Here is a 23,012-nt window from a genome sequence, read left to right as displayed (position 1 = left end):
AAAAATGAGTCGGGAACGACATTAAGAGGATTAAATATGTCTCAAACGAACGAAGTAGAAGTAAGAAAAGATCAGGGTAATGATGAAGTACTTCAGTGGGTGACATTCCAACTAGAAGAAGAAACTTACGGCATTAACGTAATGCAGGTTCGTGAGGTTCTTCGTTACAGTGAAATCGCTCCCGTACCTGGTGCTCCTGACTACGTACTTGGTATTATCAATCTGCGTGGTAATGTAGTTACTGTTATCGATACTCGTTCACGTTTTGGCCTGATGCAAGGTGAAATTACTGATAACACGCGCATCATTGTTATTGAATCAGAGCGTCAAGTAATTGGTATTCTGGTAGATAGCGTGGCTGAAGTGGTTTACCTACGTTCTTCTGAAATCGATACTACGCCAAGCGTTGGTACTGATGAAAGCGCTAAGTTCATCCAGGGTGTAAGCAACCGTGATGGCAAGCTTCTTATCCTTGTTGATTTGAATAAGCTACTTAGCGATGAAGAATGGGATGAAATGGCTCACCTATAATGGATGAAGCGATGCTTTCCAACCCTATACTGCTATTCGGCAGTATAGGTTTTGTTGCAGTAATTTTTGTCGTCTTGCTGTTTAGAGTTAAATCGATACTTCAACAACAGCTCAAGCAGTACCGCTTACAGGTCAGAGCACTTGAAAAAGAGCTGGATAAATCGAGTAAGCAATTACTGGAAGTTCGTTCTGTTGTGGTCGGTTTAGGTCAACGAGTCACCGAGCAGCAAGATATCATTAAGCACCTGAACGAGCGAGTTGTTGAGCTTGAACATGCCGATACTGACGGCAGGCTTTATACTCGAGCAACCAAGATGGTTCAGCTTGGGGCGGGTATTAATGAGCTGATTGAGGAATGTGAACTTCCGAAAGCTGAAGCTGAGCTGATGATGTCTTTGCAGAATAAGTTAGCAGGTAAAGAAAAGATCCCATCTCTTCGTAGTAACCCTAGTGCAGACCAAGACAGACGAGCACCGTCGCAGCCAACGCGCAGGAAAAATATTCGATAGTTTTCGAATTCTTATTTTCCAAGATTATGTATATTAAACAAAGAAGCTCCGGCTTCTTTTTTTGTGCACGCTGTTATTTATCGAACGCTATATCTAAGTCCTTGTTAAAGAGGGAAAATAACTCAGGTTCGAGTAAATGTGTAAATTGTGATGACGCAGTAACAGTTTCTTACGGAGTTTGTACATTCGTAAAGCGCTAGTCCTATTTTGTCCCCTAATTGCTGTGCTACTATAGCAATCTCATTTTCATACCAATTATGCTCATGTTAGAAGTCTCAAACTTAACTGCAATTCGTGACGAAAGAGTCTTGTTCGAATCTTTATCATTCCAACTTCAGTCCGGTGATCTTGTTCAGGTAGAAGGGCGAAATGGTACAGGTAAAACGACGTTGCTAAGGATCATCGCAGGTTTGGGTGACAGAGATGAAGGTTCTATTTCTTGGAATGGCGAATCTATAGAGTCAAATCGTGATGCATACCATCAAGACCTTTTGTTCTTAGGGCATCAGACTGGCGTTAAGCGAGAGCTGAGCGCGTATGAAAATCTGCACTTCTATCAGTCAATCCATAATTCAACGACAACAAAAGAAGATATCTACTATGCCTTAACGCAGGTAGGGTTAGCCGGACGTGAAGATGTCCCTGCAGGGCAATTATCGGCAGGTCAGCACCGACGCGTCGCATTAGCGCGCTTGTGGCTAAGCAAGCAGCCGATATGGATTTTAGATGAGCCTTTGACTGCCATAGACAAGCAAGGGGTAAAAGTCCTTGAATCTTTATTTATGAAGCATGCAGAAAACGGTGGCATTGTATTGCTTACTACCCATCAAGATATGTTTGCTGACAGCCCGAAACTAAAAAAAATAAAACTGGGTCAATAACATGATTTCATCAATGACAACTATTATCCGTCGTGAGCTGTTGATCGCCTTTCGCCGCCAAGCTGATATCTTTAACCCACTTTGGTTCTTCATCATCGTCATTACCTTGTTCCCACTTAGTATTGGGCCAGAGCCGAACCTCTTAGCGCGTATTGCTGCCGGAATTGTATGGGTTGCAGCGTTGCTATCCGCTTTGTTGTCGCTAGAGCGTTTATTTCGTGATGATTTTCAGGATGGCTCACTAGAGCAAATGATGCTGATGCCCATCCCGTTGCAGTTGGTAGTATTGTCCAAGGTCATAGCGCATTGGCTATTGACTGGATTACCATTAATTTTAATTAGCCCTTTGCTAGCAGTGTTGTTGTCATTGAATTTTGATACTTGGCTGTCTGTGGTTCTCACTTTATTAGTTGGAACTCCAACATTAAGTTTTATTGGCGCGATAGGTGTTGCATTAACGGTTGGGTTACAAAAAGGAGGAGTTCTACTGAGCTTGTTGATTCTTCCTCTTTATATTCCAATCCTTATATTTGCTACCTCAGCTATCGATGCGGCGGCGTTGGGAGTTGCTTATAACGGACAACTCGCCATTTTAGGGGCGATGTTTGTCGGGGCGATGACGATGACGCCTTTTGCTATCAGCGCTGCACTACGAGTCAGTGTGAACTAATTAGAAAAATATGACTCATAGAGTCATCTCAAAAAATTATAATAATTTCAGCGATAAATTTGCTGTAAGCAATATGAAGTAAGAGTGAGAAAAAATATGTGGAAATGGCTACATCCCTACGCCAAACCAGAAACTTCCTATCAATTGGCAGGAAAGCTCCTACCTTGGTTTTCAATCCTAGCATTACTGTGCTTATCGGTAGGTACAGTATGGGGCTTAGCATTTGCGCCTTCGGATTATCAGCAAGGTGACAGCTTTAGAATTATTTACATTCATGTACCTTCAGCTATTTGGTCGATGGGTGTATACATGTCAATGGCCATTGCCGCATTCATTGGGCTAGTTTGGCAAGTTAGGTTGTCTGATATGGCTGCTTTAGCCATGGCTCCGATTGGTGCTGTTTACACGTTTATCGCTTTGCTGACTGGTGCAGTATGGGGTAAGCCGATGTGGGGTGCTTGGTGGGTATGGGACGCTCGCTTAACTTCTGAATTGATTCTTCTTTTCTTATACCTTGGCGTTATCGCGCTATACCATGCATTTGATGATCAAAAAACAGCGGCAAAAGCAGCGGGTATTTTGGCTATCGTAGGCGTGATTAACTTGCCTATTATTCACTTCTCTGTGGAATGGTGGAATACGCTACACCAAGGTGCAACGATTACTAAATTCGCTAAGCCGTCTATCTCTAGTGATATGTTATGGCCACTTCTGTTAAATATTTTTGGTTTTGCGTTCTTCTTTGGTGCGGTGACGATGGTTCGATTTAGAAATGAAATCATCAGTAAAGAAGGCCACCGCCCTTGGGTTCGTAAACTTGCAGCTGAAAAAACTCAGTGAGGTAATTAAGTATGTATTTTGAATCTCTGAGTGATTTCTTTGCTATGGGAGGCTATGCCTCTTATGTGTGGAGCGCATTTGGAATCACCTTTCTATCGATGATTATTTTACTCATCGTGAGCATTCGTCGCGGCAAAAGTTTGCTAAATGAAGTACAGGCTAAAGTCGATCGTCAAGCACGAATCGATGCAGCAAAAAATATGGAGAACACTCTATGAATCCAAGACGTAAAAAGAGGCTAGGGATAATATTAGCCATCTTTTTTGGAATTAGTGCTACGGTTGGCCTAATCGTATACGCATTGAATCAAAATATGGACTTGTTCTATACGCCGACTGAAATAGTAAATGGCAAGCCTGATGGTACTAAGCCTGAAGTTGGGCAGCGCCTTCGTATTGGTGGAATGGTAGTTGTGGGATCCGTTAAGCGTGACCAAGATTCGCTGCGTGTGAGTTTTGACCTAGCTGACGTAGGCCCTAAAGTAACAATTTATTATGACGGAATTCTTCCGGACTTGTTCCGTGAAGGCCAAGGAATTGTGGCTCAAGGTGTACTGAAAAATGCGACGACTATTGAAGCATTTGAAGTACTAGCAAAACACGATGAAGAATACATGCCTGCAGAAATAGCAGAAGCAATGAAGAAGACTCATGAACCATTGCAGTATTCAGCAGAACAAAAAGAAGGAAGTGCTAAATGATAGCTGAGATTGGCCATTTCGCCATGATCCTTTCGCTAGGCCTCGCAGTGTTGTTGAGTGTGTTACCGCTTTATGGTGCATCACGCAACAACACTATGCTAATGAACAGCGCAAGACCTTTGTCTTGGGGTATGTTCCTGTTCCTAGCCGTTTCGTTTGTTATTTTATGTTATGCATTTTATACCAATGATTTCACATTACAGTACGTAGCAAGTAACTCGAATACTCAGTTGCCGTGGTACTACCGTATTACAGCTGTTTGGGGCGCTCACGAAGGCTCGTTATTACTTTGGGTATTAATCCAAGCGGGTTGGACGGTCGCGGTCGCGACGTTTAGTCGTGGTATGCCTCAAGAGTCCGTGGCTCGAGTTCTAGCGGTGATGGGTTTAATTACAGTAGGATTCTTACTGTTTATTATCGTTACATCGAACCCGTTTATTCGTACTTTGCCATTTTTCCCTGTAGATGGACGCGATCTTAATCCATTGTTGCAAGATCCAGGTCTAATCATTCACCCACCTATGCTGTACATGGGTTATGTTGGCTTCTCGGTTGCGTTTTCGTTCGCGATTGCTTCATTGATGAGTGGTCGTCTTGATACGGCATGGGCACGTTGGTCTCGCCCTTGGACGATTGCTGCTTGGTTATTCCTGACGTTAGGTATTGCTCTAGGTTCTTGGTGGGCGTATTACGAGCTTGGATGGGGCGGCTGGTGGTTCTGGGATCCAGTAGAAAACGCATCATTCATGCCTTGGCTTGCTGGTACGGCATTAATGCACTCGTTAGCGGTAACTGAAAAACGCGGCACATTCAAAGCATGGACGGTATTACTAGCACTATCAGCTTTTTCACTAAGTCTACTTGGTACGTTCTTAGTGCGTTCAGGCATTCTTGTGTCGGTTCACGCCTTTGCCTCTGATCCAGCCCGTGGCATGTTTATCTTGGGCTTCTTAGTCTTTGTTATTGGCGGTTCATTATTATTATTTGCTGTGAAAGGCGCTGCCGTTCGCGTTCGCGGTAACTTTGATTTGGTATCGCGCGAGAATGCGCTTTTAGGTAACAACATCATACTCATTGCAGCATTAGTTGTAGTGTTAGTGGGTACATTACTACCGTTAGTACATAAGCAAATCGGTTTGGGCTCTGTGTCTATCGGTGCGCCATTCTTTGATATGTTGTTCTTCTGGTTGATGATCCCATTCTCATTCTTATTGGGTATCGGTCCTCTAATTCGTTGGAAGCGCGACAATCTATCCAAACTTGTAAAACCAATGGCGATTTCTGGCGTTATCTCTGTCGGCTTAGCTTGGTTGTTCGTGACTATTTTGGCTGAACACTTTAGCGGTACAGCTTTTGTCGGTTGGATGATGGCAATTTGGATTATTTCAATGCATGGCTTTGAGCTGTATGAGCGTGCAACGCACCGCCACAGTTTCAAAACTGGTATTACCAAGCTTCAACGTAGCCACTGGGCAATGATGTTAGGTCACATTGGCTTAGCGGTAACGGTGATTGGTATTGCAATGGTTCAAAACTACAGTATTGAAAGAGATGTACGTTTAGCTCCGGGTGAGAATTTCCAACTGAACGAGTACAACTTCTACTTCGAAGGTGTTCGCGATAAAGATGGACCAAACTATGATGGTTATATTGCTGACTTTGAAATTACAAAAGAAGGCAACTACATCAATACTCTACATGCAGAGAAGCGTTTCTACACGACAGCTAAGTCTATGATGACAGAGGCAGCGATCGATCGCGGCGTGACTCGTGATTTATATATCGCGATGGGTGAACGTTTAGATGACAACAAATCTTGGGCGGTACGTATTTACTACAAACCATTTGTTCGTTGGATCTGGGCTGGTTCTCTAATTATGTCTATCGGTGGTGCATTGGCGATTAGTGACCGTCGTTACCGTTTCCGTAAGACTGCTAAAAATGACAAAAAGCTTCAGGAGCAGGAGGCATAAATGAATAAGAAGATTTTATTTATACCACTCATTGCTTTCATGGTTTTAGCCATGGTATTTGCTACTCAGTTGGTTCGTAACCAAGGTGGCGACGATCCAACGAAGCTTGAGTCTGTTCTTATTGGTAAAACAGTACCTGAGTTCCGCTTGGAAGATTTAGCGGAACCCGGAAAATTGTATGACCAAGCGATTTTTAAAGGTGAGCCTTTACTGCTAAACGTGTGGGCAACATGGTGTCCGACTTGTTATGCGGAGCACTCGTACTTAAATAAGCTTGCAGCTGACGGCGTTAAGATCATCGGACTGAACTACAAAGATGATCGTAATAAAGCGGTTCAATGGCTAAACGAGTTAGGTAACCCTTATCTGATTAGCCTTTTAGACAGCAATGGTATGCTTGGCTTAGATTTGGGAGTTTACGGTGCGCCGGAAACTTTCCTGATTGATGCCGAAGGTATCGTTCGTTACCGTCATGTGGGTGATGTGAACGACAGAAACTGGAATGAAACGCTTAAGCCTATGTATCAAGCGTTGTTAGAGGAGGCTAAATAATGAAACGTGTACTACTTGCACTGTTTGCTACTTTAGCTTTTTCTCTTACGGCCTCTGCGACAATCGAAGTCTACGAATTTGAAACCTTAGACCAAGAGCAGCAGTTTAAAGATTTAAGCAATACGTTGCGTTGTCCTAAATGTCAAAACAACACGATTGGTGATTCGAATGCAGAGCTCGCTCAAGACCTTCGTCAGAAAGTGTATGAGATGACAAAAGAAGGGCAGTCTGAACAAGAAATCATCGATTACATGATTGCGCGTTACGGAAACTTTGTTACTTATAACCCACCATTGACGCTCGCGACGGCCATCCTATGGGTTGGCCCGTTTTCGGTCATTATTATTGGTTTTGGTTTGATTGCCTTGCGCAGTCGAAAAACCAAATCAAAGGTAGCCGAATCAAAGCCAGAGTGGGATGAAGAGAAAGAAGCTCGTCTCAAAGCATTATTAGAAGAAGATAAAGACGGAGATAAACAATAATGACGTTATTTTGGGTATCTACGGTTGTTCTTACCTTAATGAGTTGTGTTTTGGTGGCTTTACCGTTACTGAAACGCAAGGCAAATAATGATGATGCGCTTCGTGATGAATTAAACAAAGCATTCTACAAAGACCGTTTAACAGAGTTAGAAGAAGAAGCTGCAGAAGGTTTAGTTCAAGATCAGCAAGAGCTTATTGCCGACTTGAAACAGTCTTTGCTTGACGACATTCCGACTCAAGAAAAAGTCCAGCAAACTAACATGTCAGCGATGGCTGTGCTGATCCCATCAGTGATTCTAGTTGTGGTGATAAGCTACGGTATGTACTTCAAGTTCGGTGCTGCCGATAAAGTCCGGCATTGGCAAGAAGTGACCAGCAATTTACCTGAGCTGTCTAAAAAGCTAATGTCGCCGGATGGCAGCGTGTTAACGGACGATGAAATGTCGGACTTAACTCTCGCACTGCGTACTCGTTTACACTATCAGCCGAAAGACTCAACAGGTTGGTTACTGCTTGGTAGAATCGCGTTGGCAAACCGTGATGCAGAAACGGCGATCGATGCAATGAACCGAGCATATCGATTGGAACCTAAGAACGAAGACGTTCAATTAGGTTATGCTCAAGCGCTGATGCTATCTCAAGATGAAGCCGATCAAAATGAAGCTCGCCTGCTGCTTAGCCGTTTGATTCAAAACGACTATGTGGATTTACGAGTGTTTTCTTTGCTTGCTTTTGATGCCTTTGAACGCCAAGACTACCCTGGTGCGGTGAAGTACTGGAGTATCATGCAGCAGATGATTGGCCCTGAAGATAGCCGCTATGAAATGCTTTCTCGAAGCATTGAAAGTGCGACTAAGAAGATGGGTGGCAATATGTCGGCAGGTAAGAGTGTCGCAGTTACTATCGATCTAGCCGGTTCGGTAGAGGCTGATCCTAATTCAGTACTGATTGTATCGGTGCATAAAGCAGATGGCTCTCCAATGCCGGTTGCAGCAGCACGTTACCCATTGGGCTCTTTCCCTCGCACTGTGGTACTGGATGATGGAAATAGCATGATGCAAGGCAATAACTTATCAAGCTTAGAAAACTTGATGGTTCGCGCTCGTATTGATAGTGACGGTAACGTCGCCACTCGCGATGGTGATTGGTATGGTGAAAGCCAAGTGGTCAAACTTGGTGAACCAGTATCAATCAATATTGAGAAACAATACTAGTGCCATTCCGATTTTAAACAAATCGGTATAAACTTGTTACAACGATTGAGGCCAGCGATTGCTGGCCTTTCTATTTATTAATACTTCTTATGGAAGAGGTCACATGTCGACACGTGTATTTAGAACGACCTCGCTGATGTTGCTAGCAAGTTTAACCATCGGTTGTTCTAGTGTTCCTGAAAATGAATCAGAAGAATTAAACGCAAACACTTCAGATACTTACGTTGAAGAATCACACCCTAACGATCCTTTTGAAGGCTTCAACCGAGCAATGTGGGCGATTAACTACGATTACTTAGATCCATATATTGTTCGACCTGTTTCTTTGGCTTACGTTGACTATACGCCAGTTCCGATTCGTACGGGTATTTCCAACTTTTTGGCGAACTTAGATGAGCCGGCGAGCATGGTGAACAATTTACTAATGGGCAATGGTGAAAAAGCTTTAGATCATTTCAATCGATTCTGGATGAACTCTACGTTTGGTTTACTTGGTTTGATCGATATCGCAAGCGCGGCGGGCATTACCAAATATGATGATAAATCTTTTTCAGACGCGCTTGGTCATTATGGAGTCGGGAACGGCCCGTATTTCATGGTTCCAGGATATGGCCCTGTGACGACTCGTGAAGTGACGGAAACTGTTGATGGAATGTATGTCCCATTGTCCTTTCTTAATTTTTGGGCTGGTTTAGGGAAATGGGCGTTCGAAGGAATGGAGTCGCGCGCTATGTTAGCGTCGCAGGAAAGTATCTTGCATGATTCTCCAGATCCATACGCATTAACGCGTGAGGTCTATATTCAGCGTCGCGACTTTAAAGCAGAGATCAGCCAAGATGAAGTCGATGAAGAAGAAGAAGATTATTTAGATGACTATCTAGATGAAGATTTCTAATTTACGCTATCTCCCAATAAAAAAGCTTGGTCAAATGACCAAGCTTTTTTGTTTCTAGTACCGCTAACGATTTAGAAACGGTAGTTTGCTTGAACACCGATGAGCCAAATACTGCCTGTTACTTCGCCTTCAAAATCGCCACCGAAAGGTGCTGAACTAGTATCGTTTTCTAGCATTGTTGCGTCCTTAGCGATGATGTACGTAAAGCCCGCGTCGAGTGTCAGTTGCTCTGACCATTGGTAGCCAGCGCCAACACTTAACCATGTGCGGTCAGTTTCCGGAATAGTTGCTGTACGGTGCTCATCACTTACTGCTGAGGTATCGTATGCAATGCCAGAGCGTAACGCTAGCTTTGGAGTCATTTGGTAAGTTGTACCAATTGCAAAGCGGTAGTTATCTTCCCAATTTTCTTCCTTAATGTCTTGAGTTCGAGCAGAACCAAACTCAGGAATATCAGCAACTAGCTCTTTGAAGCTACTCCAATTTGTCCAGTTTACGCTGGCGTGAACTGCGACTTGATCGGTCAACTGATGAAAACTTGCTAGCTCGGCTGTAGCTGGAAGAGCCAAGTCCATAGAACCATTATATTTAGATTTAACTTGGCCTCCGATTGCATTTGCAACAGAGTCAAACGCTAAGCCTTCAGCGTGGCCTTCTAGTGTTAGATCAACTTCTGACTTATAGGTGAAGCCTAAGCGGTGATTATCATTAATTTGCCAAGCTGTGCCAACTTGCCATCCCCAGGCTGTGTCATCACCTTCCATGTATTTTAGGGTGTCACCTTTGTCGACAACTGTAGGGATCGTTCTTGCTGATACCGCTCCGAAACTTCCTTCCGCCATAACGTAGCGGATACCACCACCAACAGACACATTGTCAAGGATTTGGTAAGCCGCATTTAAATTCAACTCCATGCTGATAACACTGGCTTCGTTACCGTGGTTAGCACCACCGAAGTCAGTACCCAGATCGGTTTCCATTCCATAATTAGTACCTGCGGCAAAGCCTAACGCAAATTTGTCATTGTACTTATGTGAGATATAAAAATTTGGAATCACAGCATCGTGAGCAAAATCTTCAGATTTAGTTGCACCAGTGCCCGATGTGCCTTCAATATCAATGTTTGGGTCAACATAGATTGCACCGATAGAAACCTGAGTACCTTCTAGGTAAGTCAGCATTGCAGGGTTGCGCCATTGTGATCCAGCGTTGTCTGCCATTGCGGCTTCGCCTGCGTATGCGCGGCCAAGGCCTGTCGCTGAATACTCTGCTAGTTGGAAACCAGCAGCGTTAGCAACTGTTGAAGTCGAAAGTAAACCGAAAGCCACTGCGGCTGATATAAGAGTCTTATTTGTTTTCATTATAGTGTTCGCTGAACTATTAAAATTAAGTAGCGTGATTCTACGTTTAGAGTCTTTACTTTAAAAATGAAATTCGAATAAAACAGTGTTTTAGCAATTAAATTGTTAATTGGGATGATTTTTTGGATTAATAAACTGAATGTTTCATGCTTGTTGCAAAATTTCAGCGAACACTCGTATGCGAATAAGTGGCTTATAGGCTACATGTGTACGCTAGATAGACGTGAGATCTACGTAATTGATAGATTTTAGATAAAGAAAAGGGCCGCATAAGCGACCCTCAATTACTTAACAAATCCTAGATTAGAATCTGTGAGTGTATTGTGCACCAAACAGCATTGCTGTTGCTTTGGTTGTCGTGTTCAGTGTTAAACCACCGTTTGCAGCACCACCGTTGATTGTATCTTCAACTTTTACGTCTTCACCGACTAGGTAAGTGAAGCCAAGATCAAGAGTTTGATCTTTGTTGAAGTGGTAACTTGCACCAGCAGAGAACCATTGGCGATCTGAATCAGGAACAGAAACTGAAGTTAAAGAGTCTTGAACACCTTCATCGAACATGTAGCCGACGCGAGCTTCCCAGTTATCGTTGATGTAGTAAGTACCACCGATTGAGTAGTGGTAAGTATCTTGCCACTTGTAATCTTTGATGTTTGTGCCGTCAGTCGTTACTAGTGCATCGAAGTCGCTCCAGCTAATGTATTGGATGCTGTAGTGAACGGCAAATTTAGTATCTTCAATGCGGTGGTAACCAGAGAACTCTGCCATTGAAGGAAGAGGCATTTTCAGGTCGCCGATGTTGTCGTTACCTTGGTAAGAAACAGTACCGCTTGCTTCGATTTCTGGGCTGTAATGGTAGCTAAGGCCAAAACGGTTGTTTTCGTCTAGCTCATAAACAGCACCTAGGTTAAAACCAACGCCCCAACCCGATGCGTCTACATCCATAAGGTTTTGGGTTGATGTTTGACCTGTCGGTGTAGAAGAACCCGGAACTCCGACTTCAACGTTCATTGTTGAGTCACGTTTTAGTTCTCCTTCACCATAGATCACATCGATACCGGCACCGATGCTCCATTGCTCATTGATACGGTAAGAACCAGCAAACAGTAGATTCATTGAGCTAACGTTAGTTGTACCACCAAAGGCATCAGCACCAGGAACAACAGCAAGTGGATTACCACTACCATCAATATATAGAGTACCGCTTTCGGCACCCCAGCCATTATCAAATTCGTTTGTTGTACCGAAGTTTGAGTAAGCACCGAAACCAACAGCAAATTTTTCATTGATCGGAATAGCAAGGTATAGGTTTGGAACAACTGAGCTTGCGTCATTCTGAGTATCGTCAATAGATTGAGAACCCAAAGGGTTTGTATATGTTGTACCCTTAACATCAACTTCAGAGTTAATGACATTTACGCCAAGAGAAAGCTCTGTTTGGTCAAATAATGCAAGAGCTGCTGGGTTACGAGACATTGCAGAAGCATTGTCAGCAATTACAGCATCACCAGCGAATGCACGGCCAAGGCCTGTCGCTGATTGAGAGTTCAGTTGGAAGCCTGCTGCCAAAGCTTGTGACGAGGCCATTGTCATAGTTGTAATAGTTACTGCTAAAAGAGACTTTTTAAACAGACGCGTTTTGTTAGTCATTTATATTATTCCTTTTTATTCCGCCTCTAATAGGGCGATTTTATTTGAGCAAATACTCAATGGTGGCTGATCCTATTCGCTAGTATACGATATAGAAATCCGACCACATCCTAATTTGAGGGGAAAATTATGAAAATGACGCGTATCTGGCAGGAAAATGATAGGAAATGCTGTTTTTTAGAGTTTTAGCTCTAGCGTTATTGGTTTGGTGAATGTGAACTTTATCAATTGATAAATGTCTGAGGCTCAATAAGAATATTGAGCCTCAGTATGATTAACTGGCTGGTTTTATCATAGAACTCAGCTTTTCAGCGATTTTAGCGACATCTTCGCCATCATCGCCGACAAGAATCATGCTGCTCTCGTCAATTGGGGTGACCATCCCAGACATGCCATCCTTATCAAAGTCGATCGCTTTATCACTCGCAATGCCCGTCAGGAACAGAGTGACTTTACCTTTCTCACCTTGAAAAACCATGTGCATGGCATTGGATTTACCAAAGCCGCAGTGATTTAAGTAATAAACATGATAAGGGAACGCTTCATCGAATTGATACGCGAATGGCTGCATCTTGGTATTGATTTGCTGCGAACTGACTTGTTCGTCCAATACGCCCGCAAAAGGCTTTTCGTCAACAACATGCTTCATTGCTATATCCGCAAGGCTCGCTTGAGCTGGAGTGACTAGCACATTACCCCAATTAACTTGACCCACTAACAACCCGCACGCAAAAGCGACTGAAGCTGCCATTGCCATCGCGCGCTTAGCGAAGTTTGGACGAACCACATCGGCCTCGTGGTTAGATGTTTGGTTAAACAGAATTCTGTCAGCAAGGTCATCTGGCACGTCAACATCCATCGCGGCTTCTATTTGTTTATCCAAAGATAAAACGTCATCGAGAAACTTACTGTTGGCTTCACTTTCAGCAGCAGCCGTGACCATATCTTCACTGCGCAGCTTAGGATCCGACAAAACGCGACGACGAAATTCTAAATCATCCATCATGTTGCCCCTTTACTGTTTGTTCAGAATCCAGCATCTCTTTAAGCTGGTTCCTCGCTCGGAAAAGTCGTGTCATTACCGTGTTTTTGTTGAGATCGAGCATTTCTCCGATTTCTTCACCACTGAACCCACCAATCACTTGTAGGAACAAAGGTTCACGATATTCGACTTCTAATTTCATGATCTGTGCTTGTAACCATATTTGCTGGTGGTGCGGGTCATCAGTGACTTTCGCATCCTTCCCGTGGTCATCGATATCCACTAGATCAAACTGCTTGCGTTCGAAGCGCCTTGCGTTTTCTCGTCTCAATATTGTTATGAGCCAAGATTTTGCGGCTTTTTCATCTTGTAGGCTATCCAGTGATTTCCATGCTCGTAAGCAAGTTTCCTGCACGAGATCTTCTGCTATGGTCTTGTCTTTACATAACCAATAGGCATAACGAAATAAATCTCGATGATAGGCTCGAACAAGAGCTTCGTATTTTCTTTGTTTGTCCATATCAGAGTTGACCGGACGCTTGGCAGTTTTCTTTCCAAACATTTTTATTATCGACACATGAGCCTCCATATTGCTCTGCGGATAGTTTCTTTTTATACGTTATAACGCGCTGGAAATCGTAAAATCACATTAAAATTGATCTACTTCAAAATCTAAGACCCTGATCCAGTTATAGTACACCTTGTCGTCTAGTTAGTCATTTTTGATTAACATGTTGAGCAAGACGGCACTTCCTTTTGAAGGCTGACTTTACTTTCTCCTAATCAGGAAACTGATTATTTCAATTGGCGTTAAGTTAATTGCTTTATATACATTCCGACCACACAGTTCTGTGTGGTTTTTTTTTGCCTAAATTTCGTTAAGTATCAGTTTGTTTTAGCTGCCTTGAGTTTTTAGCTGTGTATCAGCATCACGTTTATTTAAACGCTCGTTTGATTTAATTAACAACTTCTTTACAATGCTTCAGGTCAGACCTCTTAACTTCAAGGAGAAACCATGGGCATACAGGAACTCAAAACTCGTTCTGGTGAGCGTGTTGCCGTTGTCTCAGGATTACGAACCCCATTCGCTCGTCAGAGTACTGAATTTAGCCAAGTGCCCGCGGTGGACCTAGGTAAAATGGTGGTGAGCGATATGCTTACTCGAGTTGATATCGACCCCGCTCTTATCGAACAAGTGGTTTTTGGACAGGTTGTTCAAATGCCAGAAGCACCAAACATTGCACGTGAGATCGTTCTTGGCACTGGTATGAATATTCATACCGATGCCTACAGCGTAACAAGAGCTTGTGCGACCAGTTTTCAAGCTGCTGTGAATGTAACGGAAAGCATTATGGCCGGCGCAATCGATATTGGTATTGCGGGCGGTGCGGACTCATCTTCTGTGCTTCCAATCGGCGTATCCAAAAAACTTGCTGCAAATCTATTGGCGTTAAGCAAAACTAAAACCGTTGGCCAAAAACTTAAGATCCTTAAGTCTCTTTCTTTAAAAGATTTAATGCCAGTACCGCCTGCAGTCGCTGAATATTCTACTGGGCTTTCTATGGGCCAAACGGCCGAACAGATGGCGAAGTCACACGGTATTACCCGCGAAGAGCAAGATGCTTTAGCACACCGTTCGCATACTTTGGCTTCTCAGGCTTGGAAAGACGGCAAGATTCAAGATGAGGTAATGACAGCATTCCCTCAGCCATACAAAAAGTGGATCTCACAAGATAACAATATCCGCCATGACTCGACTCTAGAAAGTTATGCGAAGCTTCGCCCGGCTTTTGACCGTCAATACGGTAGTGTCACTGCAGCAAATAGCACACCATTAACAGACGGCGGTGCAGCGGTTATGTTGATGCGTGAGGGTAGAGCAAAAGAATTAGGCTTGGATGTACTGGGTTATATCCGAGGTTATGCATTCTCGGCTATTGGCGTTGAAACCGACATGCTGATGGGCCCATCTTACGCAACGGCTAAAGTGCTTGCGAATACCGGCTTAGAGCTTTCAGACCTCGATTTAATCGATATGCATGAAGCCTTTGCAGCTCAAGCGTTATCGAACGTAAAAATGTTCGCAAGCGATAAATTTGCACAAGAGAACTTAGGTCGTGCGAAAGCGATTGGCGAAATCGATATGGATAAGTTTAACGTGCTTGGCGGCTCATTAGCTTACGGCCACCCATTTGCCGCGACAGGTGCACGTATGATGACACAGACTCTACGTGAACTTAAACGTAGAGGTGGTGGATTAGCATTGAACACGGCATGTGCGGCTGGTGGACTAGGCGCAGCAATGATTTTGGAGGCGGAATAATGTCAGTAGCAAACGAATCACCAATCGAGAAAGCATTCAGTTTAAACATCGATGATCAAAACCTAGCATGGTTAGCGATCGACGTTCCAAATGAAAAGATGAATACGCTTCAAGCCGCCTTCGCTGAAGAAATGAAAAGCATTTTTGAGCAGCTGAAAGAAAAGCAAAGCAGTATTAAAGGGTTGATTGTTCATTCCTTAAAGCCGGATAACTTTATCGCGGGTGCAGATGTCCGCATGCTAGACGCTTGTACAACAGCAGATGAAGCGGAATCTTTGGCTCGTCAAGGCCAAGAGATGTTCCAAACGTTATCGGAATTACCGTACCCAGTGGTTGCTGCTATCCATGGTCCTTGTCTAGGTGGCGGTTTAGAGCTTGCACTTGCGTGTGATTACCGTGTTTGTAGTGATGCGGACATCACGCGTCTTGGATTACCAGAAGTACAGTTAGGCTTGTTGCCTGGTTCTGGTGGTACTCAACGTCTTCCTCGTTTAATTGGCTTGCTTCCGTCATTGGATTTGATCCTAACGGGCAAGCAACTGCGTGCTAAAAAAGCGAAGAAGCTAGGCGTCGTGGATGCAAGTGTTCCAAATACAGTATTACTTGATGTGGCTAAAAGCTTTATCGAGAAGAATGCGGGTAAAAAACCGAGTAAGCGCCCTGCTGAAAAGGTGAAAACTTCGAATAAAGAGAAACTGATTTCTCGTAATAGTCTAGGCCGTAAGGTTATTTTTGAGCAGGCTGCTAAGAAGACCAACCAGAAAACTCGTGGTAATTACCCAGCTGCCGATGCCATTCTCGAAGTCATTCGTCACGGTCTCGAGAACGGATTTGAGAAAGGCTTACAGTTAGAAGCTAAGAAATTCTCTCAGCTGGTGATGACTTCAGAATCAAAAGCTTTGCGTTCGATTTTCTTCGCGACCACTGAAATGAAGAAAGAGAATGGCAGCGATGCTAAGCCTCAACCCGTTAAGCGCGTTGGCGTATTAGGCGGTGGTTTAATGGGCGCGGGCATTAGTCATGTCAGTGTCGCAAAAGCAAAAGTACCCGTTCGAATTAAAGACGTTTCTAATGACGGCGTTTTGAATGCGTTAAATTACAACTACAAGTTATTCGAAAAGCAGCGCAAACGTCGAATTATATCGAAAGCTGGGCTTCAAAGTAAAATGCTACAGCTTTCCGGTGGTGTTGATTTCACTAGCTTCAAACAAATTGATGTTGTGGTTGAAGCGGTATTTGAAGATCTAGATTTAAAACAGTCGATGGTTGCGGATATTGAGCAAAATGCGAAACCAGAAACCATTTTTGCAACGAATACCTCGTCTTTACCAATCCACAAGATTGCCGAAAAAGCGGAACGTCCAGAAAATGTTGTTGGCCTGCATTACTTCAGCCCAGTAGAAAAGATGCCACTTGTGGAGGTTATCCCACATGAAACGACATCTGACGAAACGATTTCAACGGTCGTAGCGTTAGCTAAGAAACAAGGCAAAACGCCAATCGTAGTAAAAGACTGTGCGGGCTTTTATGTGAACCGAATTTTGGCTCCATACATGAATGAATCCGCGCATTTACTTCTGGCTGGCGAACCAATTGAAAAGGTTGATAATACTTTGCTCGATTTTGGTTTCCCTGTTGGGCCGATTACCTTGTTGGATGAAGTGGGTGTCGATATTGGCGCTAAGATCATGCCAATTTTGGTTAACGAACTTGGAGAACGTTTCCACGGGCCAGATGTATTTGACGTTCTACTGAATGATGGCCGTAAAGGGCGTAAGAGTGGTAAAGGTTTCTACACTTACAAAGGTAAGAAAAAAGAAGTCGATAAGTCGGTTTATAAGTTATTAAAACTGAACCCAGAGTCAAAGCTAAGCGATAACGATATTGCGATGCGCTGTGTGCTTCCAATGCTGAATGAAGCCGTTCGTTGTTTGGATGAAGGTATTATCCGCAGCCCTCGTGATGGCGATATTGGTGCGATATTCGGTATTGGCTTCCCTCCATTTTTGGGTGGACCTTTCCGCTATATGGATCAGATCGGCGTTAAAGCGCTAGTTGAGATGATGAATGATTTTGCCAAGAAATATGGCGATCGTTTTGCTCCTTGTGATGGCCTCTTAACAAGAGCTGGCTTAGAAGAAAGCTTCTACTAATCTAGCCAGAATAATCATAGAAAAAGGCGCTACTTATTAGGTAGCGCCTTTTTATTTGTCTGAACTTGTTATTAGTCTGAACTTGGTAAAATTAACCTAATTCGGTGTCTTTAGGGCGCAGTTGGAACTCATCAATTGATCCGATTTCTACTCCAATCGACAGCGTTTCTTCTTCGTGGTGTGCATTTCCTTGGGTATGCATAATAAGTCTATTTGCAGTGCGAGGTTTTAGCTCGTTTACAACAAATCGAATCATATCGGAGCGAGATAGCGTCTTTAACTCTGCTAAAACGGTTTCTCTTTGGTTGAATTCAAGATCCTTATTTCCGATGGCTACCCACAATCGTTGCGCTCTTCCTCTTAGGGTGGTGTCTGGCGTGGATATTTGATTCCATAGCCCACGCTTACTGCTATGCCATTGGTATTCATTGAGCTCCAACAACACCATATAAAAAGCATTGAGGAACTCGTCGATTGAGCTAATGAGGTCAATCGGGGCGGCATTAGGGGATTGAACATAACACACAATACCTGGGTGTCGATTGAGCGGCATGTTGCCTGTGCCCACCATGTACCCCAGTTGTTGTTTTGTTCTGATCTCATGGAAGAAAGCAGACGACATCAAATGGTTAGCAAGGGAATACAACGCGATACTCTTAGCGGATATATCTGGGCATTGGTAATAGACGACGATGGCGGAATCTTCTTGGTTGCATTCCACTTCGCGTTGGAAACTGCCGTTTTCGCCTAACATAACCAGCGGTCTTAGTGACTCTTCGTATTCTTGTCCTTGAACTCGCAGCGCATCTTTTAAAGTGGTTGCCATGTCATGTGCGGCTTGACGTTGCCAATCTCCAAAGACGAACATCTCTACATGAAGCTCAGCCAAAATTGCTTGGACAAAGGAAGCTAACTCATCGACTTCAATGGTTTCCAACGCTTCCATCAAAACGGAATAGGGTGGATTGTTAGGTTGTAAAATCCCTGTCATAGCATTAAAAATCTGTGATATAGGGCGATCTTGCGCCGAATTGCGCCAATTTCTCAATAGTTGCTGTTTAATGGTCTCAAAGCGAACCGGGCTGAAGTCACGCGATGAAAAGCGCTTTAAGATCATTTCCAGCAATTGAGGCTGTTTTTGACTAAAGCCAGACAGCGTTAAAGTAACACCACCTTGGTGGGAGTACATGTTGTATCCCATCCCGGCAATCTCAGCTTGATAGGTCTCTTTGGCTAGAGAATCTAAGAACATTTCTACACATAAGCGTGTTTTGACGATGTTACGTGGGCTCGCGACTGAGTGCGGGCTATCTATCGCGATATACAGCACCCCTTTAGGTACTTTGAATTGGGTATCTTGTAGGTGCCATAGTTTAAAGCCATCAAGATCTTCGATGAGCTCTGGGTATTGTTTCTCTTCTTCTAAGTCTGCAGGGTCTAGCTCGTAGCAAATAAAGGGGTTTTTGTTCGGCAAAATAAACTGCCAGCTAGGATCGATTCGATAGAAGTCTTTTTTCTGTTGTTCGGAAAATGGTGAGACTGAATATGGAGTGAAATACCACTTAGCTTCTTTATCGTGTTCAAAACCATGAGCCACCAATGTTGAACGAAGATTATCGACGGTAAAGTACTGGAAAAGAGAGGTCAGCAAATCATGGTCATAGTGGGACATTTTGTAATCGCCATACACCACATCTTCTTCCGAATAATGCTGCATGTTAATCACTAAATGGCTCACAATATCGAGCGGGCGTGCCGGTTCTTGGAAGCGAAAAGCCGATTCAAGAACGGCTTGCTTTTCAAGGTAGCGCCATTCTTCCATCCCTTGCTGTTGGATAAGCTTCAAGTACTGGAAAGTGGCTTGCGTGATTTCATCAGTTTTGTTGAGCCCTTCAGGAGTCAAATTACAGCTAACAGAAAAGTCACGATAATTGCTGCCATTTGAGCCACCGCCTGCGGATAAAGAAGTGATCCACCCTTTATCTTTAAGCTGCATCATTAAACTGCCTTCACCCTCGTAACCAAGTAGGTGAGCAAAGAAAGATAAGGGCTTAGTGCCGTAATGCTCATCCATACCCGGCATCGGGAATGTAAGGATCAGTTTGCGGATTTCTTTTACCGGTTCGACAAAGACTTGAATAGAAGTACTGCTTCCTGAATTGATCGGCTCTGATATAGATTTATTAGCTAACTGATGATTTTCGATGCTAGAAAAGCGGCTCTCGACCCAACCTTGCATCTCATCAAGAGGCTGATTGCCGCTTAAAGTGAGTGTCATGAGATCGGCAGAGTATTGCTGCTGGTGGAACTCTAAGATTTCTTGGCGAATAGTCTGCCCGTTTCTATCCCCTAGTGTTTCTAAGTTACCTACTGAAAACTTGGAAAACGGGTGTTTGGGATTGACGATTTCTTTATGTACTTGATAAAGGCGACGCGAGTCATCATTCAATTTCATCTTGTATTCTGACTCAACAGCCTGTCGTTCTTTGTCTAACGCCTCTTCATTAAAAAGCGGCGCGCTAAAAAACTGACTAAAGCGGTCGAGGGAAGGTTCAAATGCGTTAGGATCAATATCAAAAAAGAAACAGGTATGCTCTGTTCCCGTCCACGCATTATTGCTTCCGCCATGCTGGCCAATATAGCTTTGAAATTCGCCAACTTTAGGGTATTTTTCTGTCCCCAAAAAGAGCATGTGCTCTAGGTAGTGAGCTAAACCTTCCCTGTCTTGTGGATCATCAAAGTGCCCCACGTTGACGGCGAGCGCTGCAGCTGCTTTTTGTGCATTTTCATCACGAATTAGCAGAACTCTCAGACCGTTGCTTAATGTTAAGTAGCGGTATTGATGTTCATCATTTGGGCTTAAATGCACAGGGCGTCTCCAGATAAGGGTATTTTAAAATTATGTACCGGATATAAATTGGTGCAAATCTTGCTCTTATATTTTGGGATATAAAATACGTTTATTACTTTTGTAAGGCAGTATTAAATCTTTTATCAGATTGTTAATAAAGTCGAACTCTTTATCAAGCTACTTGATATAATTATTTATATTGAAACAAGATTTCGCCCAAATAGAAAATAAACCCTACGACAACTTTCAAAGTATTGAATGGTGTCGTCGATAGGAATAAGTATGAAAATATTCATTATGCGTCATGGTGAAGCTGAACACTTCGCCGCATCAGATGCAGAAAGAGCGCTTACAGAACGCGGAAGAAAAGCGTCGGTAGCGGTAGCTCAATCGGCAAGTGAGCAAGGGTTTAACCAATTTGATAAAGTGTTGGTGAGCCCGTACTTAAGAGCGCAACAAACGTGGCAAGAAATTTCCTCTGTGTTTGGTGCTGACAAGGTAGAAACGTGCGACGACATTACGCCTTATGGTGAATCGGGTCAGGTATTTGATTTTACTTTGGCATTAGCTGAAGTAGAGAAGCTTGATAGCGTGCTATTTGTGTCGCACTTGCCGCTTGTTGGTTATTTAACGGCTGAATTTGTTAAAGACATGATGCCACCAATGTTTCCGACGTCTGGGTTGGTGTGTATTGAGTATGATCTCGAGCGTCAGTCTGGTGAATTACTCTGGAACATTAACGCCTAGAGATCTCACCGCTTTTGCTGTGGTTTTGATTGAAGCCTAATGATGATTGCTTTCATGACGCAAGGCGTTCAACGTATTGAACGCCTTGTTTGCATAAGACTGGGAGTAAACAGAAAAGCGCGCGATATGCGTTACTTTTCAGGAATCGATAACAATACAAGCAACGCGCCATTTCCGCCAAATTCTAATGGCGCTTGATGGAAGGCGAGAACATCTGGGTGCTGAGCTAACCACAAAGGCACTTTCTGTTTTAAAATGTGCTTACCAATACCGTGTTGAACGCATGCACATGAGACACTTTCTTTTACGCAGTGAGCGATCATTGCGCCGAGCTCACGCTTCGCTTCTTGCTGAGTCATGCCATGCATATCAAGATACACATCCGGCACATAGACTCCACGTCTTAGCCGTTTTACTTCGTATTTAGAAACATCATCACGAGCATAACGTGTCGGGCCATCTTCATTCAGGTGAGGAATGAACTCGTCAGAGAAGTAAAACTCACTATCACTGGCTTGTCGTGCAGTGCGAGTAATTTCTTTTTGTTTGGTATTTCTTTTTGGTTGCTGGATTATGGTATCCTGTTGCAACTTTTTAACGCCCTTTACTGCTTCGTTGAACAGGGCGAAATCGTCATCGAAATCGGTGTCTTTTTTGCTCATCAGTTTATGAATTCTAATTTGAAACGTAATTAGCAGTATTGTAGCGCTTTTCGGAGACAATTTTGGATAAGATTTTTGTAGAAGAAGCGGTATCAGAACTACACACGCTTCAAGATGTGATTCGTTGGACTGTTAGTCGCTTTAACGCTGCTGGCCTATTTTATGGTCACGGAACGGATAATGCGTGGGATGAGGCGGTACAACTTATTTTGCCTACTCTTTATCTACCAATTGATGTTCCTTCACACGTTTTAAATTCTCGCCTAACAAGCAGTGAGCGTCTACGTATCGTTGAGCGTGTAATTAAGCGTATCAATGAGCGCACTCCAACGGCATACCTGACAAACAAAGCTTGGTTCTGTGGACTTGAGTTCTTTGTTGATGAGCGTGTACTTGTACCTCGTTCTCCTATCGGTGAGCTAATTGAAGCTCAGTTCCAACCTTGGTTGACTGAAGAGCCGACTCGCATCATGGATCTTTGTACTGGCAGTGGTTGTATTGCTATCGCTTGTGCACACGCATTCCCTGAAGCAGAAGTTGATGCAATTGACATCTCTACCGATGCATTACAAGTAGCAGAGCAGAATGTTCAAGATCACGGTATGGAGCAACAAGTGTTCCCAATCCGTTCAGATCTTTTCCGTGATCTGCCAAAAGAGAAATACAACCTGATCGTATCTAACCCGCCATACGTGGACGAAGAAGATATGAACAGCCTGCCAGATGAGTTTACTCATGAGCCAGAACTTGGCCTAGCAGCGGGTACTGATGGCCTTAAGCTCGTACGTCGCATCCTAGCGAACGCACCAGACTACTTAACGGATGACGGTATTCTTATCTGTGAAGTGGGTAACTCTATGGTTCATATGATGGAACAATACCCAGAGCTCCCATTCACTTGGGTTGAGTTCTCTAATGGTGGACATGGTGTATTCATGATCACTCGCGAGCAAATGCTTGCTTGTGCCGAAGAGTTCTCTATCTACAAAGATTAATCATTGCTCTTACGTATCAATGAATATTAAACGTCAGCTAT

Annotated in this window: 22 protein-coding genes; 16 read left to right on the top strand and 6 right to left on the bottom strand. The window is 43.5% G+C overall.

Features of this window, described 5'->3' with window-relative positions; translation table 11 throughout:
• Positions 1-36 precede the first annotated feature (36 nt).
• The 12 genes from ACHUFI_RS18445 to ACHUFI_RS18390 all read left to right on the top strand — a co-directional run bounded on the left by ACHUFI_RS18445 (position 37) and on the right by ACHUFI_RS18390 (position 9,247).
• Entirely contained in the window at positions 37-531 is a 495-nt protein-coding gene (locus ACHUFI_RS18445) for a chemotaxis protein CheW (RefSeq protein WP_137357629.1), read from the top strand.
• A complete protein-coding gene (locus tag ACHUFI_RS18440; RefSeq protein WP_394251791.1) occupies positions 531-1,040 on the top strand; it encodes a DUF2802 domain-containing protein in 510 nt (169 codons plus the stop codon). Before ACHUFI_RS18445 ends, ACHUFI_RS18440 begins: the two co-directional genes overlap by 1 nt.
• A gap of 263 nt (positions 1,041-1,303) precedes the next feature.
• Entirely contained in the window at positions 1,304-1,921 is a 618-nt protein-coding gene (ccmA, locus tag ACHUFI_RS18435) for a cytochrome c biogenesis heme-transporting ATPase CcmA (protein ID WP_394251789.1), read from the top strand.
• A gap of 1 nt (position 1,922) precedes the next feature.
• Complete coding sequence (ccmB, locus tag ACHUFI_RS18430) at positions 1,923-2,591, top strand: heme exporter protein CcmB (protein ID WP_394251787.1); 669 nt, start codon at positions 1,923-1,925, stop codon at positions 2,589-2,591.
• A gap of 96 nt (positions 2,592-2,687) precedes the next feature.
• A complete protein-coding gene (locus ACHUFI_RS18425) occupies positions 2,688-3,431 on the top strand; it encodes a heme ABC transporter permease (RefSeq protein WP_394251785.1) in 744 nt (247 codons plus the stop codon).
• Between the two features lie 11 nt (positions 3,432-3,442).
• Positions 3,443-3,649 (top strand): heme exporter protein CcmD, encoded by a 207-nt coding sequence (gene ccmD / locus ACHUFI_RS18420; RefSeq protein WP_394251783.1) that lies wholly within the window; start codon positions 3,443-3,445, stop codon positions 3,647-3,649.
• Complete coding sequence (ccmE, locus tag ACHUFI_RS18415; RefSeq protein WP_394251781.1) at positions 3,646-4,131, top strand: cytochrome c maturation protein CcmE; 486 nt, start codon at positions 3,646-3,648, stop codon at positions 4,129-4,131. Before ccmD ends, ccmE begins: the two co-directional genes overlap by 4 nt.
• Complete coding sequence (locus tag ACHUFI_RS18410) at positions 4,128-6,104, top strand: heme lyase CcmF/NrfE family subunit (protein ID WP_394251779.1); 1,977 nt, start codon at positions 4,128-4,130, stop codon at positions 6,102-6,104. The genes ccmE and ACHUFI_RS18410 overlap by 4 nt, the downstream gene beginning before the upstream one ends.
• Positions 6,105-6,656: a DsbE family thiol:disulfide interchange protein gene (locus ACHUFI_RS18405; RefSeq protein ID WP_394251777.1), complete on the top strand. Its 552-nt coding sequence runs from the start codon at positions 6,105-6,107 to the stop codon at positions 6,654-6,656.
• Complete coding sequence (locus tag ACHUFI_RS18400) at positions 6,656-7,138, top strand: cytochrome c-type biogenesis protein (protein WP_394251775.1); 483 nt, start codon at positions 6,656-6,658, stop codon at positions 7,136-7,138. The genes ACHUFI_RS18405 and ACHUFI_RS18400 overlap by 1 nt, the downstream gene beginning before the upstream one ends.
• Positions 7,138-8,352, top strand: coding sequence for a c-type cytochrome biogenesis protein CcmI (gene ccmI, locus ACHUFI_RS18395; protein ID WP_394251773.1), 1,215 nt, complete (start codon positions 7,138-7,140; stop codon positions 8,350-8,352). Before ACHUFI_RS18400 ends, ccmI begins: the two co-directional genes overlap by 1 nt.
• 103 nt (positions 8,353-8,455) lie before the next feature.
• A complete protein-coding gene (locus tag ACHUFI_RS18390; protein WP_394251771.1) occupies positions 8,456-9,247 on the top strand; it encodes an MlaA family lipoprotein in 792 nt (263 codons plus the stop codon).
• A gap of 71 nt (positions 9,248-9,318) precedes the next feature.
• Here the strand turns inward: ACHUFI_RS18390 and ACHUFI_RS18385 are convergent, their stop codons facing one another.
• The 4 genes from ACHUFI_RS18385 to ACHUFI_RS18370 all read right to left on the bottom strand — a co-directional run bounded on the left by ACHUFI_RS18385 (position 9,319) and on the right by ACHUFI_RS18370 (position 13,829).
• Positions 9,319-10,608: an outer membrane protein transport protein gene (locus ACHUFI_RS18385; RefSeq protein WP_394251769.1), complete on the bottom strand. Its 1,290-nt coding sequence runs from the start codon at positions 10,606-10,608 to the stop codon at positions 9,319-9,321.
• Positions 10,609-10,911: 303 nt separating this feature from the next.
• Positions 10,912-12,258, bottom strand: coding sequence for an outer membrane protein transport protein (locus tag ACHUFI_RS18380; protein ID WP_394251767.1), 1,347 nt, complete (start codon positions 12,256-12,258; stop codon positions 10,912-10,914).
• 274 nt (positions 12,259-12,532) lie between these two features.
• Positions 12,533-13,261: a DUF3379 domain-containing protein gene (locus ACHUFI_RS18375; protein WP_394251853.1), complete on the bottom strand. Its 729-nt coding sequence runs from the start codon at positions 13,259-13,261 to the stop codon at positions 12,533-12,535.
• Positions 13,254-13,829 carry a sigma-70 family RNA polymerase sigma factor gene (locus ACHUFI_RS18370; protein WP_394251765.1) on the bottom strand — a complete coding sequence of 192 codons (576 nt, stop codon included), beginning with the start codon at positions 13,827-13,829 and terminating at the stop codon, positions 13,254-13,256. The genes ACHUFI_RS18375 and ACHUFI_RS18370 overlap by 8 nt, the downstream gene beginning before the upstream one ends.
• A 426-nt stretch (positions 13,830-14,255) precedes the next feature.
• On the opposite strand from ACHUFI_RS18370, the gene fadI reads away from it, so the two are divergent.
• Both fadI and fadJ read left to right on the top strand, forming a co-directional pair.
• Positions 14,256-15,563, top strand: coding sequence for an acetyl-CoA C-acyltransferase FadI (gene fadI / locus ACHUFI_RS18365; protein WP_394251763.1), 1,308 nt, complete (start codon positions 14,256-14,258; stop codon positions 15,561-15,563).
• Complete coding sequence (gene fadJ / locus ACHUFI_RS18360) at positions 15,563-17,716, top strand: fatty acid oxidation complex subunit alpha FadJ (RefSeq protein WP_394251761.1); 2,154 nt, start codon at positions 15,563-15,565, stop codon at positions 17,714-17,716. Before fadI ends, fadJ begins: the two co-directional genes overlap by 1 nt.
• 91 nt (positions 17,717-17,807) lie before the next feature.
• Here fadJ and ACHUFI_RS18355 read toward each other — a convergent pair whose 3' ends face one another.
• A complete protein-coding gene (locus ACHUFI_RS18355) occupies positions 17,808-20,585 on the bottom strand; it encodes an insulinase family protein (protein ID WP_394251759.1) in 2,778 nt (925 codons plus the stop codon).
• Positions 20,586-20,849: 264 nt separating this feature from the next.
• Between ACHUFI_RS18355 and sixA the strand changes: the two genes are divergently transcribed.
• On the top strand, positions 20,850-21,314 hold the full coding sequence (gene sixA / locus ACHUFI_RS18350; RefSeq protein WP_394251758.1) for a phosphohistidine phosphatase SixA: 465 nt from the start codon (positions 20,850-20,852) through the stop codon (positions 21,312-21,314).
• A 131-nt stretch (positions 21,315-21,445) separates the two neighbouring features.
• Here sixA and smrB read toward each other — a convergent pair whose 3' ends face one another.
• The gene (smrB, locus tag ACHUFI_RS18345; RefSeq protein ID WP_394251756.1) at positions 21,446-21,976 is read right to left on the bottom strand and encodes an endonuclease SmrB; all 531 of its coding nucleotides are present in this window, start codon (positions 21,974-21,976) and stop codon (positions 21,446-21,448) included.
• A 62-nt stretch (positions 21,977-22,038) separates the two neighbouring features.
• Between smrB and prmB the strand changes: the two genes are divergently transcribed.
• A complete protein-coding gene (gene prmB, locus ACHUFI_RS18340; RefSeq protein WP_394251754.1) occupies positions 22,039-22,971 on the top strand; it encodes a 50S ribosomal protein L3 N(5)-glutamine methyltransferase in 933 nt (310 codons plus the stop codon).
• Positions 22,972-23,012 lie beyond the last annotated feature (41 nt).

Source organism: Vibrio profundi (assembly GCF_043642225.1).
Classification (GTDB): domain Bacteria; phylum Pseudomonadota; class Gammaproteobacteria; order Enterobacterales; family Vibrionaceae; genus Vibrio; species Vibrio profundi_A.
This window is presented reverse-complemented; position numbering and strand designations above follow the sequence as displayed.